General features: G+C 64.6%; 11 protein-coding genes. 7 read left to right on the forward strand and 4 right to left on the reverse strand.

From position 1 onward, the window contains the following. Positions 1-177: 177 nt before the first annotated feature. Positions 178-1,776, reverse strand: a complete 1,599-nt coding sequence (locus ACVIYL_RS29010; RefSeq protein ID WP_456780390.1) for an OprO/OprP family phosphate-selective porin — start codon at positions 1,774-1,776, stop codon at positions 178-180. Between the two features lie 345 nt (positions 1,777-2,121). Here ACVIYL_RS29010 and ACVIYL_RS29015 point away from each other — a divergent pair, with 345 nt between their 5' ends. Both ACVIYL_RS29015 and ACVIYL_RS29020 read left to right on the forward strand, forming a co-directional pair. Next, positions 2,122-3,480 (forward strand): DegQ family serine endoprotease, encoded by a 1,359-nt coding sequence (locus ACVIYL_RS29015; RefSeq protein WP_092090135.1) that lies wholly within the window; start codon positions 2,122-2,124, stop codon positions 3,478-3,480. Next, the gene (locus ACVIYL_RS29020; RefSeq protein ID WP_456780391.1) at positions 3,477-4,811 is read left to right on the forward strand and encodes a replication-associated recombination protein A; all 1,335 of its coding nucleotides are present in this window, start codon (positions 3,477-3,479) and stop codon (positions 4,809-4,811) included. Before ACVIYL_RS29015 ends, ACVIYL_RS29020 begins: the two co-directional genes overlap by 4 nt. A 297-nt stretch (positions 4,812-5,108) precedes the next feature. On the opposite strand, the gene ACVIYL_RS29025 is transcribed toward ACVIYL_RS29020, so the two are convergent. Continuing rightward, positions 5,109-6,026 (reverse strand): alpha/beta hydrolase, encoded by a 918-nt coding sequence (locus ACVIYL_RS29025; RefSeq protein ID WP_456780392.1) that lies wholly within the window; start codon positions 6,024-6,026, stop codon positions 5,109-5,111. Between the two features lie 167 nt (positions 6,027-6,193). Here ACVIYL_RS29025 and ACVIYL_RS29030 point away from each other — a divergent pair, with 167 nt between their 5' ends. The 3 genes from ACVIYL_RS29030 (at position 6,194) to ACVIYL_RS29040 (ending at position 9,201) form a co-directional block, all read left to right on the forward strand. Further along, complete coding sequence (locus ACVIYL_RS29030) at positions 6,194-7,486, forward strand: RluA family pseudouridine synthase (protein ID WP_253608223.1); 1,293 nt, start codon at positions 6,194-6,196, stop codon at positions 7,484-7,486. A gap of 109 nt (positions 7,487-7,595) precedes the next feature. Further along, complete coding sequence (locus ACVIYL_RS29035; RefSeq protein ID WP_456780393.1) at positions 7,596-8,810, forward strand: amidohydrolase family protein; 1,215 nt, start codon at positions 7,596-7,598, stop codon at positions 8,808-8,810. Between the two features lie 88 nt (positions 8,811-8,898). Then, a complete protein-coding gene (locus tag ACVIYL_RS29040; protein ID WP_456780394.1) occupies positions 8,899-9,201 on the forward strand; it encodes a hypothetical protein in 303 nt (100 codons plus the stop codon). A gap of 142 nt (positions 9,202-9,343) precedes the next feature. Here ACVIYL_RS29040 and ACVIYL_RS29045 read toward each other — a convergent pair whose 3' ends face one another. Beyond that, positions 9,344-11,518 carry an alkaline phosphatase family protein gene (locus ACVIYL_RS29045; RefSeq protein WP_456780395.1) on the reverse strand — a complete coding sequence of 725 codons (2,175 nt, stop codon included), beginning with the start codon at positions 11,516-11,518 and terminating at the stop codon, positions 9,344-9,346. Continuing rightward, positions 11,518-13,326 carry a multicopper oxidase family protein gene (locus ACVIYL_RS29050; RefSeq protein ID WP_456780396.1) on the reverse strand — a complete coding sequence of 603 codons (1,809 nt, stop codon included), beginning with the start codon at positions 13,324-13,326 and terminating at the stop codon, positions 11,518-11,520. Before ACVIYL_RS29050 ends, ACVIYL_RS29045 begins: the two co-directional genes overlap by 1 nt. Positions 13,327-14,585: 1,259 nt before the next feature. Between ACVIYL_RS29050 and glsA the strand changes: the two genes are divergently transcribed. Both glsA and ACVIYL_RS29060 read left to right on the forward strand, forming a co-directional pair. Then, positions 14,586-15,584, forward strand: a complete 999-nt coding sequence (glsA, locus tag ACVIYL_RS29055) for a glutaminase A (protein WP_253623756.1) — start codon at positions 14,586-14,588, stop codon at positions 15,582-15,584. A 70-nt stretch (positions 15,585-15,654) separates the two neighbouring features. Continuing rightward, complete coding sequence (locus ACVIYL_RS29060; protein WP_456780397.1) at positions 15,655-17,307, forward strand: MFS transporter; 1,653 nt, start codon at positions 15,655-15,657, stop codon at positions 17,305-17,307. The last annotated feature ends 250 nt before the right edge of the window (positions 17,308-17,557 follow it).

Consider the following 17,557-nt stretch of genomic DNA (forward strand, 5'->3'; position numbering starts at 1 on the left):
GGAGAGGGCCCCTCACCCCAACCCTCTCCCCGTAAGAACGGGGAGAGGGAGCGCGGCGCCGTCCTGGTCAATATTCGACCGATCTCATTCAGCTAGAAACGCGTGAACCAAACGCTCGATGAAAACGGCCGGAGCGATGCCCCGGCCGTCTATGAGTTGGTCTCAGCTCCGATCAGATCAGAACGCAACCTGCGTACGCAGCGCGACCGCGTCGAACTTCGAGCCGACGTCCGCAGCCGAGGTCGCCGAGGCCTGCTTGGCGATATCGCCGTGCAGATAGTTCAGCATGAAGCGGACGTTGTTGTTGACGTACCAGTTCAGTGCGGCGGTGTAGACGGTCTGCCGTCCACCCGCGATGCCGACCGCCTGCGCGATCTGATCGTTGAGGTCCATCGTGCTGACGCGGCCGGCGATTTCCCAGGCGCCCCAGCCGCCGCCCGCGAGCGAGAACGGATCATGCGGCTTGATCCCGCTGTAGGAGGCCGTCGCCGGGTTGTAGGCGTGATTCTCGCCGGTCAGCACATAGCCGACCTGCGCGTAACCGCCGTCGAACTTCAGGCTCGGCGCGCCGAACGGCGGCAGTCCGGTGTTCGCGGAGCGATCGACATTGAACCAGTAATATTCGCCCTGTGCGATGAACGGGCCATAGGTCGCTGCCGCCTCGACGCCGTAGACCTGCGCGCCGGAGACGTTGGCGATCGCACCGGTCGAGATCAGCGTCGTCGGATCGATGCGCAGCTCGGGCCGGTCGCTGAGCGTGAGCGTCTGCGCCTGCGTGAGCTGGTTGCGCGGCGGCTGCACCAGCCATTCCGCATCGGCGCCAATGTGCACCGAATAATTCTTGCCGCTGATCGGATTGCCGGCGACGCGGATGACCCCGCCATACTGCTCGGACGTGCCGGCCGGCGAGGCGGAGGACGCGGAGTGGATGGCGCCCGACGTCGGTCCGGTGACATAGCCGCCGATCCAGAACTGGTCGTTCCACCAGCGGGTGCCGGCGGCCGAACGGAAGTCACCGGCGGCGATGTTCTGGGCGATGATGCCGACCGAGGCGCGCTCCATGAACAGGATGTCGTTGGAGCTGGTCGCTTCGTCGAGCGTCCACGGCACGTCCATGATGCCGCCTTCGATCGCCATCTTGCCGCCGAACGGCTTGAAGCCGGTGTAGCTCAAATACGCATTCTCGATGCCCGAGGTGCCGCCGCCGGGCAGCGATCCCGGAGCCGCGCCGCCGAAGCCGTCGGACGAGCCGCCGAAATCGTAGATCAGCGAGTAATTCCAGTCACCGAAGAACTTGCCGACGATGCCGATGCGCGCGCGGCGGACGTTCTCGCCGCTGTCGAGCTTCTGCGGTGAGGTGCCTGCGGTGTTCGGGCGATAGTCGTAGCCGCCGACATCCCAGTGCACGCGGCTCGTGATCGCAACGCAGTTCTGTTCGTCCGCGGTGCAGATCGTCGGCCGGTTGTTCGGCATCGTCACCACGACGCCGGACGGCGCGACCGGGCCCTTCACCGGGATCGCGGCGTTGGCGCTCGCCACCCGCGCGGCCTTGGCATCCGCCGCCTTCGCATTGGCGTTTGCGCTGGCTGCGCTTGCGGTATTGGCGTTGGTCTGCTTCTGCAGTTTGTCGAGCTTCTGCTCGAGCATCTTCAGCTGCTGCTTCAGCAGCGCGATCTCCGCATCGCTGCCGCCTCCGGCCGATTGCGAATAGGCCGGCGAGGCGGCAAGCGCCCCTGCCAGGCCTATGGCGATTGCACTGACTTTTGTTGCACCCATTGTGCACCCCTGTTGTGTTTGAATTCCCCACTCACTCACTGAACGGTCCTAGGAGCGTATCGTGACTGACGCACGACAGTGCTTCCGGGCATCGCAGTTCCGCTTGTGGTCCGCAGGCAACAAGCGGAGCGGCGCAGTGAGATGACAGCCATCATAGAAGCTTGGCGGCGCGCTTCAACGCGGCCGCTGCGGGTTGTGCACCGGTACGGCGGGGGGCCAGTTATCCGGCCGGGCGCCCTTCAATTGCCCGGCGAACACGCCTATATTCCGGCGTTTCCACGAGAGGTGAGAATGCTCCGACCTGTCCGCTTTGCTGCCGTATCCGCTCTGTGCACGTTGGCCTTCATGGGGAATCTTTCCGCAGCCGCGGCCCAGGACCGCCGCGTGCCGTCCTCGCAGGCCGAGCTGCAATTGTCCTATGCGCCGATCGTGCAGCGGGTGCAGCCGGCGGTGGTCAATGTTTACGCCGCCAAGACCGTGCAAAACCGCAATCCATTTCTGGATGACCCGATTTTTCGCCGCTTCTTCGGCGTGCCGGGACAGCAGCCCGAGCAGATGCAGCGCTCGCTCGGCTCCGGCGTGATGGTCGACGGCTCCGGCCTCGTAGTCACAAACAATCACGTGATCGAGGGCGCCGATCAGGTGAAGGTCTCGCTCGCCGACAAGCGCGAATACGAGGCCGAGATCGTGCTGAAGGACAGCCGTACCGACCTCGCGGTGCTGCGCCTGAAGGACACCAACAAGGAGAAGTTCGCGACCCTCGACTTCGCCAATTCCGACCAACTGCAGGTCGGTGACGTCGTGCTCGCGATCGGCAATCCGTTCGGCGTCGGCCAGACCGTGACGCACGGCATCATCTCGGCCCTGGCGCGCACTCAAGTCGGGATCACGGATTATCAATTCTTCATTCAGACCGACGCCGCGATCAATCCCGGCAATTCCGGCGGCGCGCTGGTCGACATGACGGGCCGGCTCGCCGGCATCAACACTGCGATCTTCTCGCGCTCCGGCGGCTCGCAGGGCATCGGCTTTGCGATCCCCGCCAACATGGTGCGCGTCGTGGTGGCCTCCGCCAAGAGCGGCGGCAAGAATGTGAAGCGGCCATGGCTCGGCGCGCGGCTGCAGGCGGTGACGCCGGAGATTGCCGAGACGCTCGGGCTGAAGCTGCCGTCTGGCGCGCTGGTCGCCAACGTCGCGCCGAACAGCCCGGCGGCGAAGGCGGGCCTGAAGCTCTCCGACCTGATCGTCGGGATCGACGGCACGCCGATCGACGATCCCAACGCGTTCGACTACCGCTTCGCGACCCGTCCGCTCGGCGGCAACGCGGAGATCGAGGTGCAGCGCGCCGGCAAGCCGGTGAAGCTCACCATACCGCTGGAGACCGCGCCCGACACCAACCGCGACGAGATCGTGCTGACCGCGCGCTCGCCGTTCCAGGGCGCGAGGGTCGCCAACATCTCGCCGGCGCTGGCCGACGAACTGCATCTCGACGCCGGTGCCGAGGGCGTGGTGGTGACTGATCTCGCCGGTGACGGCACCGCGGCCAATGTCGGCTTCCAGAAGGGCGACATCATCCTCGCGGTCAACAACGAGAAGATCGTGCGGACCAGCGACCTCGAGAAGGCATCGAAGACGGGGACGCGGGTCTGGCGCATCACGCTGGTGCGCGGCGGCCAGCAGATCAACGTGACGCTCGGCGGATGAGCCCCAAGCAACCGCGAGAGGCCGGCAACCTCTTTGCTGCGGCGGGGATGGAGCAGGACGCGCCGCACCCGCTGCCGGACCGGCTGCGTCCGCGCACGCTGGCCGATGTCGTCGGCCAGGATCACATCCTCGGCCCTGACGGCGCGCTGACGCGGATGCTGGAGACGCGCACGCTGGGCTCGCTGGTGTTCTGGGGACCGCCCGGCACCGGCAAGACCACGGTGGCGCGGCTTCTGGCCGACGCCACCGAGCTGCATTTCGAGCAGATCTCCGCGGTGTTCTCCGGCGTCGCCGATCTCAAGAAGGCGTTCGATGCCGCGCGTGCACGCCGCGAGACCGGCAAGGGCACGCTCCTGTTCGTCGACGAGGTGCATCGTTTCAACCGCGCGCAGCAGGATTCCTTCCTGCCCGTGATGGAGGACGGCACGGTGGTGCTGGTCGGCGCCACCACGGAGAACCCGTCCTTCGAGCTCAACGCGGCGTTGCTGTCGCGCGCCCGCGTGCTGGTGTTTCACTCGCTCGATACGGCGGCGATCGAGAAACTGTTCGCCAATGCCGAGAAGATCGAGGGCAAGCCGCTGCCGCTCGATGCCGAAGCCCGCGCCGTGCTGGTGCGGATGGCCGATGGCGATGGCCGCGCCTCGCTGACATTGGCCGAAGAGGTCTGGCGCGCCGCCCGCAAGGGCGAGGTGTTCAACGCCGAGCAGTTGCAGGCCATCCTGCAACGCCGGGCGCCGATCTACGACAAATCGGCCGACGGCCATTACAATCTGATCTCGGCGCTGCACAAGTCAGTGCGCGGCTCCGATCCGGATGCGGCGCTGTATTATCTGGCGCGCATGTTCGATGCCGGCGAGGATCCGCTGTTCCTGGCGCGGCGCGTGGTGCGCATGGCGGTCGAGGACATCGGCCTTGCCGATCCGCAGGCGCTGGCGGTCTGCAACGCCGCCAAGGATGCTTACGACTTCCTCGGCTCGCCGGAGGGTGAGCTCGCGATCGCGCAGGCCGTGGTCTATCTCGCCACCGCGCCGAAATCGAACGCGGTCTACACCGCGTTCGGCGCGGCGATGCAGACCGCGAAGCAGGGCGGCTCGCTGCTGCCGCCCAAGCACATTTTGAATTCGCCGACCAAGCTGATGAAGTCGGAGGGCTACGGCTCCGGCTATCAATATGATCACGACATGCCGGACGCATTCTCCGGCCAGGACTATTTCCCGGAAGCGCTGGGCCGCCAGACCTTCTACGATCCGCCCGACCGCGGCTTCGAACGCGAGATCCGCAAGCGGCTGGATTACTGGCAGCAGCTGCGCAAGGAACGGGGCGGGAGCTAGCGCAAGACGAGATTGGGCCGTGGCCGCGAATAACGCACGTTCCCGTTTCCACCTGCGGCGTGGAAGCGTCAGTTGCGGAGGCTCGTCAATGCCATATGCAACACCTTCAGGCGAGGAATACTTACGCAACTTCGGAATATTAGAAATATATTCCTGATTTGCCCGACGTGTCAAGTTGCTTGGTGCCACGTTGCTTGGTGCCACGCCGATCGCCGCCGGCTACTTTGCATGGGGTTGTTCTCGATATTTTGGCAGCGCCCGCTGCAACGGCTCATAACTTCATACTGCTCTGGCGCGTCACTTGACGCTCTTTGCGAATTCCAGGATCTCGTCCGTCAGCCGCGTGTCCGGTGTGTTGATCGCGTAGACCTCCGACATGTGGCTGTGCTGCGGCAGCATGAAGCTGCGGGCGCAGCCGCTCGGCCGCTTGCAGCTCGCCTGCTTCATGAGCTCGAACTGCTCGACGAAGCGCGGCGGATCGAGCTCGGCTGCGGTGATCAGGAACGGGATCGGGCTCGCGACCAGCCCTTGCAGCGAGGAGCGTTCGGCATAGCGCGAGGGGTCGGAGCCGTAATAGGCGAGCTCGGCGTCGCCGGCCGGCGAGGCCGTCAGATCATAGATGCCCGACACCATGATCGCGCCGGCAAGTCCGCCGCCCTTCACCTTGTGGAATTCGCCATGGGAGACATAGCTCGCGACATGGATCGCGCCGGCCGATTGGCCCATCAGGAAGGTGCGCCTGGGCTCGCCGCCGCGGGAGGCGATGTTTTCCGCAACCCACTGCACGATCGCACCGATGTCCTCCGGGCCTGCCGGCCACGGAAAGGCCGGCGCCAGGCGATAGGTGGCATTGACGCCGACGAAGCCGTTCTTCACCGCCCACAGCATGATGTTGTCGTAGAACGGGCTGCCGGGCGCGCGCTTGTTGCCGGCAATGAGGCTGCCGCCATGGATGTAGATCAGCACGGGCCGTGCCGGCGCCGCCGTCTCCGGCGTGAACACGTCGAGCAGATGCCGGTCGGCGGAGCCGTATTTGAGGTCGCGCTCGACCTTGACGCCCTGATAGGGCTCCTTCTGTTGCAGCGGCGCGTAGAGTGCAGCGGTCTTGGGTGGGTCGATGACGCGGCCGAGTTCCAGGAGCTTCCAGGCCAGATCTTCCGGCATCGCGGCTTCGGGCATCGGGCTTTGCTGGGCGAGCGCAGGGTCCGTGAGCATCAGGGCCGCCGCCAAAGCCGATATCGCCAGTCTCATTCCAGGGCCCCCGTCGATTGCCGTATGCGGCCGAACATGGCCGATGTTGCACCGGATTCACACCGATTTCGCCGTGACGATTCGCGGCATTTGCGCTAGGCACAATGCAGGTCTGGAGCCGAAAAATCACCATGAGCCGCCGCATCAAGAGAACCACATCGCCGGGCGACCGCGCCAAAGGGCGCGACAAGGGCCGCGACCGGGACCGCGCCGGCGATCGCGGCAAGGATCGTGGTAAGGATCGTGGCAAGAGCGGATCGGCGGAGCGCACCCGCAAGCCGGACGATCGCAAGTTCGGTGAGCGCAAGTCTGGAGAGCGTCCGTTCGCGCATCGTGCGGCCGGAAAGCCGCCGCGCTTTGCCGAGTCGCGTCGCGACCGGCAGGAGCGGGCTGAGCCCGCCGCTACGAAGCCCGCGGCCGAGCAGCCGCTGCCGACCAAGGTACAGACCGTCGTCGTCACCGCCGACGAGAACGGCATGCGCGTCGACCGTTTCCTCGAGGCACGCTTTCCCGGCCTGTCGTTCTCCCACATCCAGCGCATCGTCCGGAAGGGCGAACTCAGGGTCAACGGCAAGCGCGCCGATTCCAAGGACCGGCTGGAGGAGGGCCAGAGCGTGCGCATCCCGCCGTTGCGGCTCGACACGCCGAAGACATCAGGCACGCTCTCCGAGGCCGAGGCGAAGACGCTGCAGGCGCTGAAGGACATGACGCTGTACGAGGACGACGACGTGCTGGTGCTGAACAAGCCGGCCGGTCTCGCCGTGCAGGGCGGCTCCGGCATGACGCGCCATGTCGACCAGATGCTCGAGGTGATGCGCGACGCCAAGGGGCAGAAGCCGCGGCTGGTGCATCGGCTCGACCGGGAGACCTCCGGCTGCCTTCTGGTCGCCAAGACGCGTTTCGCTGCCACGCACCTCACCGGCGCATTCCGCCATCGCTCCGCGCGCAAGATCTACTGGGCGCTGGTCGCCGGCGTGCCGAAGCCGAAGCAGGGCCGCATCTCGACCTATCTTGCCAAGGAGGAGAGCGAGGAGGACAGCATCATGCGGATCGCCGAGCATGGTGACGAGGGCGCGAGCCACGCGGTGACCTATTATGCCGTGGTCGAGACCTCGGCGACCAAGCTCGCCTGGGTCTCGCTCAAGCCGGTGACCGGCCGCACCCATCAATTGCGCGCCCACATGGCGCATATCGATCACGCGATCGTCGGTGATCCCAAATATTTCAACAAGGAGAACTGGCAGCTGCCCGGTGGCCTGCAGAACCGGTTGCATCTGCTTGCCCGCCGCATCGTGATTCCGCACCCGAGGGGCGGCGTGATCGATGCCACCGCGCCGCTGCCGCCGCACATGCTGCAATCCTGGAATCTGCTCGGGCTCGAGGCCGACCGCTTCGACCCGATCGAGAACGCGCCCGAGGAGTGACGGACGGGGCGCCGATATCCGGCGCGGACAGCAAGAACGATCAAACGGCTCCGCGCTTTGCGGTTATCTTCGCGCGCCGGCCTTTGCCGGCCTGCAACGGAGACTCTCCATGGTCGGCACCTGGCTGCGCGTCACGCTTTTCCTGATCGGCTCGGCTGTCGCCTCGGTGACGGCACAGGCCGAGACCATCGTGCTTCGCGGCGGCACGCTCTACGCGTCGGCCGATGCGCAGGCGCTGCCGGATGCGATGATCGTGATGACCGACGGCGTCATCAGCGCGGTCGGCAAGTCCGGCGACATCCAGGCGCCGCCGGATGCCCGCGTGATCGATTGCAGCGGCAAGACCATCGTCGCCGGCTTCTGGAACAGCCATGTCCATTTCACGCAGAAAGTCTGGCGCAATGCCGGCGCAGCGCCGGCCGCGGCGCTGACGCAGCACATGCAGGAGATGCTGACGCGCTGGGGTTTTACCACGGTCTGGGATCTCGGCTCCGATCCGAGCGACACGTTGCCGCTGCGCAAGCGCATCGCCGCGGGCGAAGTCGCCGGCCCCAACATCCTGCTCGCCGGCAACATCTTCCCGAAGGGTGGGCACCCCGTCTACATCCCGCGCGAAGTGCAGCTTCCTGAAGTCGCAACGCCGGAGGAGGCCACGAAATGGGCGCGCGACTGGCTCGGCATGGGTGAGGACGGCATCAAGCTGTTCACCGGCGCGTTCATGGGGGACAAGCCCGTCGTCAACATGGACCCTGCAATCGCCAAAGCGGCTGTCGACGTCGCGCATGCGCAGGGCAGGCCGGTGTTCGCGCATCCGCAGAACAAGATCGGTGTCGAGACGGTGATCGAGGCCGGCGTCGACGTGCTCGCGCACACCACGCCCGGCGAACCCAGCTACACCGCGGATCAGCTGGCGCGGTTCAAGGCACAGGGGACTGCGCTCGTTCCCACACTGTCGCTGTTCACCACGGTGGTGCTCGATCAGAATGTCGCCAACCGTCTGGTGGCTTCGACCGTCAACCAGCTCAAGCAATTTTCTGAGAATGGCGGCACGGTGCTGTTCGGCACCGATGTCGGTTTCACCACGCTGTACGACACCACGCAGGAATTTCAGCTGATGCACCGCGTGTTGTCGGAGCGGCAGGTGCTGGCCTCGCTGACGACCAATCCGGCGCGGTTCTTCAAGGCCGCGAAGAAGGGACGGGTCGAGCAGGGCTTCGACGCCGATCTCGTGGTGCTCGACGGCGATCCGCTCGGCGACGTCGGCAATCTTGCGAAAGTGAGCAGCACGATCCGTGCCGGTCACGTGATCTACCAGAAGCCGTAACGATGGCGGGGAACTCGCATTTCGGGGACAGCATTGACGCTTGGTGCGTTCACTTGAACCGTTGCTGCCGCGTCACGACATATAGGCTATGAAGCGATCCCTGATTGTTGCCGGCATTCTGCTCTGGGCCATCGGCACGGCAAGCGCGCAAATTCTTGCGCCCGGCCGCTCGACGTGGGATCCGCCGGTCCCTCAGCCTCCGCCTCCGCCGCGGATCGAGGTGCCGGCGATCCCCAGGATGGACGCGCCGACGCAGCCGAGCCTGCGTTCGCGGCCGCGCAGCTCGTTCGGCGACCGCGTCAGCCGGTGCCTCGACGAGGCCGCCGCCGCCGGCCTGAACCAGGCCGAGCGTGCAGCCTATTCGCGATCCTGCGCCAACCACCGCGATTAGAACCTCGACAGCGGAATAGGGCGGCACCCGATGCCGCTTGGACCGATATCGGTCCTGATCCGAACATCTGACATCCTGCTTGGCGCAAAATGAAATCCGCCGGCCTTTGGGCCGGCGGATTGTTGTGTGGCGAGGTACGTCTTCAGTGGTTCCAGTTGCCGCCCTGATCGTTGCCGCCATCATGATGATGGCCGCCACCGTCGAAGTCGAAGAAGTCGAACAGATCGCTGATCGCCGGGCTGTTGACCGGGACATAGGGATTGCCGGGTGCCGCAACGGGATTCGGGAAGTTGTCGCGGCTGCGATGCGTGATCGGCTGCAGGTCCCAGTTCCGCTCGATGAATTTGATGATCGAGACGTGATCGGAATATTCATGCGAGACGTGGCCCTGCCGCGCGAACGGCGACACCACGATCAGCGGAATGCGCGTGCCGTCGCCGAAGTAATCGAGCGGCTGCACATAGCCTGAGTCGAAGTAGCCGCCGCCTTCGTCGAAGGTGATGAAGATCGCGGTGTCCTTGGCGTAGTCGGAGCCCTCGACCTGGTCGACGATCTTCTTCACGAAGCCTTCAAACAGGTTGAGCTTGGACGACGCCGGGTGGCCGTCGGTGAAGCCGCTCGGCTTGACGATGGAGACCTCCGGCAGCGCGTGCTTGGAGAGGTCGGAGTACAGATCAACCGAGTCCTTGATATGGGCCGCGACCTGCTCCGGGTGCGACATGATCGAGGTGTCGTACTGGAATGGATTGCAGATATTGCAGTACTCGTCGGCGTTCGGTCCGGCCACACCCCAGTTGAGCTGGTAGGGGTCGTTGACGTAGTTGTTCCACTGGTCGCCGTAATACTTCCAGGAGACGTTCCGCTCGTTCAGGCTGTCGCCGATGCTCTTGCGGGTCGACGGCGGGATCGTGAACGGCGTGTTGGACGGATTGGTGTCGGTGTAGGCGTTCTTGCCGTTGCCGAAATAGCCCGGGTTGTAGTTGTTCAAGAGATAATAGTGGCCAGATTCGCAATTCGGATTGATCCGGAGCCCCTTCAGATAGTCGAGGATCGGCTTGACGCCCGGCTGGCCCGGATCCGAGCAGTCGCTGTAGGAGCCGCCGCCGGACACCGGATTGGTCTGGTAGGGCGGCGCGAAGCCGCCATTGCCGCCAGCGCCGTAACCGTCCTCGGTGTACCAGTTGTTGGTGCCCATGGCCGGATTCGGGTTCTCGATCTGATGCACGATGCCGGCGTCGGGCGTGCCGCCGAACACCTGCACGCCGCTCGGCGGCACGGCGGCGTTGCCGTAGGTGTCGCTGAAGTAAAGCATGTCGGCATGGCCGAACATGATGTGGTTGGCACCGGTGCCGCCGTTGACGGACTGGTGGAAGTTGTCGCTCATCGCGTATTTCTGCGCGAGCGAGGTGAAGTAGGGCGCGTCGCCCTTCTGCACATTGTAGAAGCCGAGCGCGGTCGAACCCTCGCCCGTGGTCGTTGCCGTCGGCGAATAGTCGGTGGAGAAGTTGGAGGGCTGCGCCGCGCCGTTGGCGCCAGCGCCGACGGTGACTTCAACCCAGGCGAACAGATTGTTGCCGCAGCCCGACGGATTGTCGCGGCTGGCCGCCGAGTGGTTGCAGTTCAGCTGCTGCCACATCTGGTAGAAGCGATGCACCGGGCTCGCCGCATAGGCGTCGTAGGGCATGGCATCGCTGTTGGTGAGCTGGAACGGACCGGCCGGCAGCGCGCTGACATTGGTGATGCGCTGGTCGGGGGTCTGCGAGGTCTGGCCGGTGCCGCCGGTCAGCAGGTACTGGTAGTATTCGGACGGCAGGCCGGATTCTGACTGCTGCGCCAGCGCCAGCGATGCCTCGCACGTGGTGATCGGCGAGCTGCCGCATTGGTTCGGGATGTAGGAGACCTTGGGGCCGCCGACCAGCGGAGCCGGTAATTGATCCCTGGGGAAGTCCTGCTTCGGCGGGCTCAGCAGGAACGCATCGTTCAGGCCGGTATCGGTCGCGGCCTGCTGATGCGCCTTTTCGAAGTTGGGCCCGGGGATCGCGTTCTTGTTGGCATCGAGCTTGACGATGCCCTGCGACAGCAGGTTGAACACGCTTTCGCCGCGCCGTTCAGGCACGTAGGTCGCGAACACGTGGTCGAAGCTGCGGTTCTCGCCGATGATGACGATCACGTGCTTGATCGGCGACCGCGCCTCGTGTCCACCGTGATGATTCCAATCCTCCGCAAGCACCGGGCCGGCGGTGAACTGGCCTAGCGCAAGCGCGCTGAGGGTAAGGCGGCAACCTTGCAGCCAACGTGACTTGTGCCTGTCGCGCATTAGAGCTCTCCTTTTTGCTGATTGGGCGGCTTGATGGAACTTGCGGCGTCTCGCGGCACGACCTTGATCCGTCCCATCATGCCGCCGTCCTCATGCTCGAGGACGTGGCAGTGGTAGACGAAGGTGCCGACGATGTTGGGATCGCGGAAATCCATGCGCAGGCGCACGCTCGGATATTTCAGCATCCGGCTGTTGTAGTACGGCACATTGACGGTATCGCGCAGGAACGGCTCGTTGACGGCGACGCCGGACCAGTCGAGCAGCTGGAAGTGAAGCTGATGGATATGGAAATCGTGCAGCTCCATCGAGCGGTTCTCGATGATCCAGTCCTCGACGTCGCCCTGCCGCACAGTGATGTCGGGCACGTCGGAACGCGGATCGAACGGCTTCGGCGTCTCGCCGTCGAGGGTCACGAAGAACCTGGTCGGGCTGTTCGGATCGTTCGGGTTCTCCGGCTGCTCGGAGAAGAACAGTTTCCTGACGCGCACCGGGGCGACGTTTCCAAGCCACGGCCGCTCGGGGCGGGGCTGCGGCTCAGCGTGCGCGGGCAGTGCGGCCTGCGGTTCGCTTGCATCGGCTGATGCCGTGATCGCCACCAGCGCGCGGTTGGGGTCGTTTTCGCCGGCGGGCCCGGTGTCGACCGCGCGCGTCACCAGCAAGGCCTGTGCGCCGGCCGGCGGTCCTTCGACGATGAACTCGGCGCGCGAGCCCGGCGGCAGGCCGATATGGTTGACCCATTGCACCGACGGCGGTGGGCTGCCGTCGAACTGCAACGGCACGCCATCGAGCCCGACGATGCCGATTTGCTGCGGCGCGCGGCCGACCAGCAGCGCGAGGTTGAGATAGGTGATCGCGGACGCGTTCAGCACGCGCCAGAGCTGCCGCTCGCCGGGCTTCATCGTGAGCCTGGCGGGCGGATAGTTCGGATAGGGCACCGGCACGAAATTGACGGAGAGATCCTTCGACGGCTTGCCGAAGCCGGTGCCGGAATTGGCGACGTCGCCATCATTGTCGAGCTGGCTCTTGGTCATAACCGGCTCGAATTTTGACGGCGGCGCGTCGGGACTGACCAGATCCTGGTCGCGGATCACGAGCACGCGCTCGGGCAGGCCGGCGAGCTGTGGATCGGCGCGCTCGATGCCTTCGACGATGATGGCGCCGGAAGCGCCGCCGAGCACCTGCGTCTTGCTGAGGCCGTGCAGATGCGGGTGATACCAATAGAGGCCGGGCGGCGCGTCGCCCGGAATGCGCAGGCGATAGTCGAACGGCGCATCATCAGGCTGGATCGAGGTGTTCAGCACCTCATCCTGGTGGCAGACCGGCGGCACGGTCAGCCCGTGGAAGTGCAGATTGGTCGAGACTGACGTCATCGCGCCGCTCTCGCAAATGTCTGCCGGCTTTTTCGCCGTGCAGATCGGCGCGCCGGCGAGCGGGCGGTCGATCGCAGGCGTTGCCGTGTCGAGGTCGACGAGGTCGTTCTTGAAATGAATGACCAGCTGATCGCCGGGCCTCACGCGCAGCGTCGGCGACGGTTTGCCGTCCGGCGTCAAATAGCAGTAGCGGCTCGTGCCATCCGGCAGTTTCTGATCGTGGATCGTGAGGCCGGTTTCGAGCACGCCGTCGCGGCTGCGCAATTCCGCCGGCTCCGCGATCGCGCTTCCGGGTTCGGGCCGCGCACACACGTCCTGCTGCATGCGCGGCGCATCCTGCAAGCCCGTCGCGCCGAGCCATGCCGTCATGCCGCTCGCGGCGAGCCCGAGGCAGGCCGCGACGATGACACAACAAACGGTCGAAAGTCGTCGTGCCACGCCGCCCCGCCAATACGCCGCCACAGGCGCGCAAGCGCGCTACCGGCGCCACGCGTGACGTCGGTCCACGTCTTGCGACCGCAAGGGTCGGCAAATGCTTCTGTTTGGTGCCGTGAGGCTAGCGGTGCGTTGTTGCCGGAATCTGGCAGGTTTTTAACACGCAGATGACAGAAACTTGCGGCACTTCGACGCAGAAATGGGCGCGACGTTCAAACCTGCTGAGCGATCAATCGGATGGGGCATTCACCGACTGAATTGCGGAGATACGGCGACGCGCAGGCAATCGACAAGAATTTTTTCGGTGCGCCGATCCTATCGCCTGTTCGCGGTCATGCGCCAACGGCCGGGACCAAAGCAGGGCATGGTGTGATGGACACGCCGTGTCGATGCACGAGACGTGCGGGCCACGGCAACCTGCGGAACTCTCGTCGTCGTTCACGACGGCAGGGCCTCACGTTGTGACGGTCCTGCATTCACCTCACGAAGGCGAACAGTCCGCCGAACAAAACGGAGGAAATTGTCGTCGCGCCGGCGCGAGCACGTTGTCGAACAGGCAAGCGGCATCGGCCGGCGGAGCCGCGGCGATCCGGTTCAAGGCTGTCGACCGTGCGAATCTGTCTGGCTATCCAAACGGACCGCTTTGATTTCGTCTCATGATCTTGAGCGTGAGCAGGGCCGCCCCGAGCACAAGAAGCAAGACACCGACGACAGTTGTGCTTGTCGATTCGAATGTCACACCGACTGCTGTCAACAAGCAGCCTACAACGATAGCAATAAGCCCACCAAGCTTCTTTACCAACAGAAGCTGTCCGTCGCTTGCGCGCGCCACCATGATCAACCTCACTCTGCAAGTGATGCGGTCATTCCACCGTCGCCGCGGGCCGGTGTTGCTTGGACAAGCGGCGGGCTCACATCCGCACACGATGATCGTACTCTCGCGTGCCAATGATGGAAATCGCTCGTTGCTGCCATGATGACTTCTCTTTTGATTCAATTGCGCCGCGGGCGATTGGACAATCTTGCTTACCTAGCCGCGCCGAAACGTCGCATGACTGTATCGAATGTGCATCGCGCAACGGCGCTGCGATTCCGCGATACGCAATGCGTTCAGCGCATTTGTCGTAAAGTGTTCTGGACCAACGCAAGCATTGCAAAGGCTGTGGGAGTGGATCGTTGACTCCGTGGTTTTTTGGGCGCCTACTTCTGGTTGCCGACTAGAAGACCTGAAGCAATAAGGTCGAAATCCGGAAGGACAGCCAATGCGGCCGCCTTCGATCGCGGAACAAGCGGAGCGGCCCTACATCTCGACCGGGCACTTGCCCGAACCCGAGATGGTGCAGGAGCTCGTGTCTCAAGCGCATCAGCGCTTCAAGTCGAACAGCGAAGGGACCAATTCGCAGGTTTATCCGGCCCTGGCCAGGGTGCGGAGTGAACTGTTCGGCGTCTGCGTGGCCGGCACCAGCGGACGTGTCTACGGCGCGGGCGATACCGAATACGAATTCTCGATCATGAGTGTATCGAAGCCATTCGTATTCGCATTGGTGTGCGAGGCCATCGGCCCTGAAGAGGCTCGTGCAAAACTGGGCGCGAATGCGACCGGGCTGCCGTTCAATTCACTGGCGGCGATCGAGCATGGAGCCGGGCGCACCAACCCCATGGTGAACGCAGGCGCGATCGCGACCACAAGCCTTGTGCCGGGCTCGAGCGCTGACGAGCAATGGCGGTTCATCCATGACGGTCTCTCGCGTTTCGCGGGCCGCAAGCTTTCGCTCAACGAGGAAGTCTACGCATCGGCATCCAAGACCAATTTTCGCAATCGAAGCATCGCGCGGTTGCTGGAGAGCTACGACCGGATCTACTGCGACGCCAGGCAGGCGACCGATCTCTACACCCGGCAGTGTTCGCTGAATGTGAGCGCCAGGGATCTCGCCGTGATGGGTGCGACGCTGGCCGATGGTGGCGTGAATCCGGTGACCCGGCAGCGGGTGGTCGATGCGGCCGTGTGCCACTATGCATTGGCGGTCATGGTCACTGCCGGACTGTACGAGACGTCGGGCGACTGGCTGTACGACATCGGTCTGCCCGGCAAAAGCGGCATTGGTGGAGGCATCGTCGCGGTGTCTCCGGGAAAGGGTGGTTTCGGCACTTTCGGGCCGCCACTGGATGCGGCCGGCAACAGCGTGCGAGGGCAGCTCGCCGCGAAGTTCCTGTCGCAAAGACTGGGCATGGATCTGTTCGTGTCCCAACCGGACGAGTGAACAAGAGGCACTGAAGATCGGTCGAGCCGTGGCCCGATCGATCGCAACGTCGGGCAGGTTGGAGGACGCGATGGCAACGCAAGCAATCTCGATCGGCGACATTCATCAGGAAGAGCGCGCATCATGGGTGCCCATGGTCGCGATTGCGTTCGGCCAGATGATCATGTCGTTCAACGTCGCGTCGTTGCCGGTTGCGATGGGGGGAATGGTGGCCAGCTTCGGCGTGCCGCCGACCACCGTCGCGACTGGAATCGTGGCTTACTCGATGCTTGTCGCCGGGTTCGTGATGCTTGGCGCCAAGCTCGCCCAACGATTCGGGGCGGTGCAGGTGTTTCGTGCTGCCGTCGTGCTTTTTCTGATAGCGCAGATCGCGATGACGTTCAGCCCCACGGCCTCCGTCATGATTTCCGCTCAGGCGCTTTGCGGCGCTGCGGGCGCGGTGATCGTGCCCTCGCTCGTCGCGTTGATTGCCGAGAATTATGCCGGACGCCAGCAGGCGACGGCCCTTGGCGCGTTGGGCTCGGCGCGGGCTGCCGCCGGCGTGCTGGCATTCGTCGTCGGCGGGTTGCTCGGCACCTATATCGGCTGGCGCCCCGCGTTTGGAGTTCTCATCGTTGCCTCGGCGATCGCTTTCGCTCTGAGTTTCCGCCTGCGGCCGGACCGCGGTCGCGCGGATGTCCAGATCGACCTGATCGGGGTCGCTCTTGCCGCGAGCGCGATCATCTTCATCAGCTTCGGATTCAATAATCTGAACAGTTGGGGCGTGATCCTGGCGACCCCTAACGCGCCATTCGACTTGCTGGGCGTCTCGCCGGCACCGGTCCTGATCGTGCTTGGCATAGTGCTCGGGCAGGCATTCCTGATGTGGACGCATCGCCAGCAGGCCGCGGGGAGGACGCCTTTGCTGGCGTTGGAGGTGATCGATTCGCCGGAGGAGAGGTGCGCCGTCTACGCGCTGTTCGCGGTCGTGGCGCTCGAGGCATCGCTGAACTTCACGGTGCCGCTCTACATCCAGATCGTGCAGGGACGTTCGCCAATTGCGACGGCGATCGCGATGATGCCCTTCAATCTGACCGTTTTCCTCTCGGCGATGATGATCGTCAATCTCTACGAAAAACTGACGCCTCGCCAGATCGGACGCTTCGGCTTTGGCCTCTGCACCGTCGCGTTGTTGTGGCTCGCCTTCGTCGTGCGCAACGACTGGAGCGAGATTCCCGTTCTCCTCGGGCTGGTGCTGTTCGGCATCGGCCAGGGCTCGCTGGTGACACTGCTGTTCAACGTTCTGGTCACGGCCTCACCCAAGGCGTTGGCGGGGGATGTCGGGTCCTTGCGCGGAACCACGCAGAATCTGGCGGCTGCCGTCGGCACCGCGGTGGCCGGAGCTCTTCTGGTCGGTCTTTTGAGCACGATCGCGCTCGGCAGGATTGCGGCCAGTCCGGTGCTGACCAAGGAGCTTCAGAGCCAGGTTGATCTCGGCAACATCACTTTCGTCAGCAATGACCGGCTGCGCAGCGTACTCGAAGGCACGAGCGGTACGCCACAGCAGGTCGAGGAAGCCGTCCGGGTCAACACCGAAGCGCGCCTGCGCGCTTTGAAGATCGGGTTGCTGATCATGGCCGGCCTCGCACTGCTTGCGGTCATTCCCGCGGGACGGCTGCCGAATTATCGGCCAGGCGAAATACCGGACGACGGAGCGACCGGCGAGCGCGAGCGATCGACCTGATCGGATGTCGGGCGCCGCGGGGCCAGAAGGTCTCTGCAAGAACGAGGTGCCAGATATGGATGAACTCGATCGTCGCATCGTGCTCAGGAAAATGCTCGGCGGCGTCGCAGCCGTTGGTCTCGGAACCGGCTTGCTGACGCAGGCGGCCAAGGCGCTGCCACTCGTCCCTGAAGATGCCCTCGTCGCGAAGACGGGTGGTCCCGTGCGGCCGCTTCATATGGTCGTCGCCCGACCACCACCGCGCCCGCGT

Source organism: Bradyrhizobium sp. USDA 3315 (assembly GCF_054056795.1).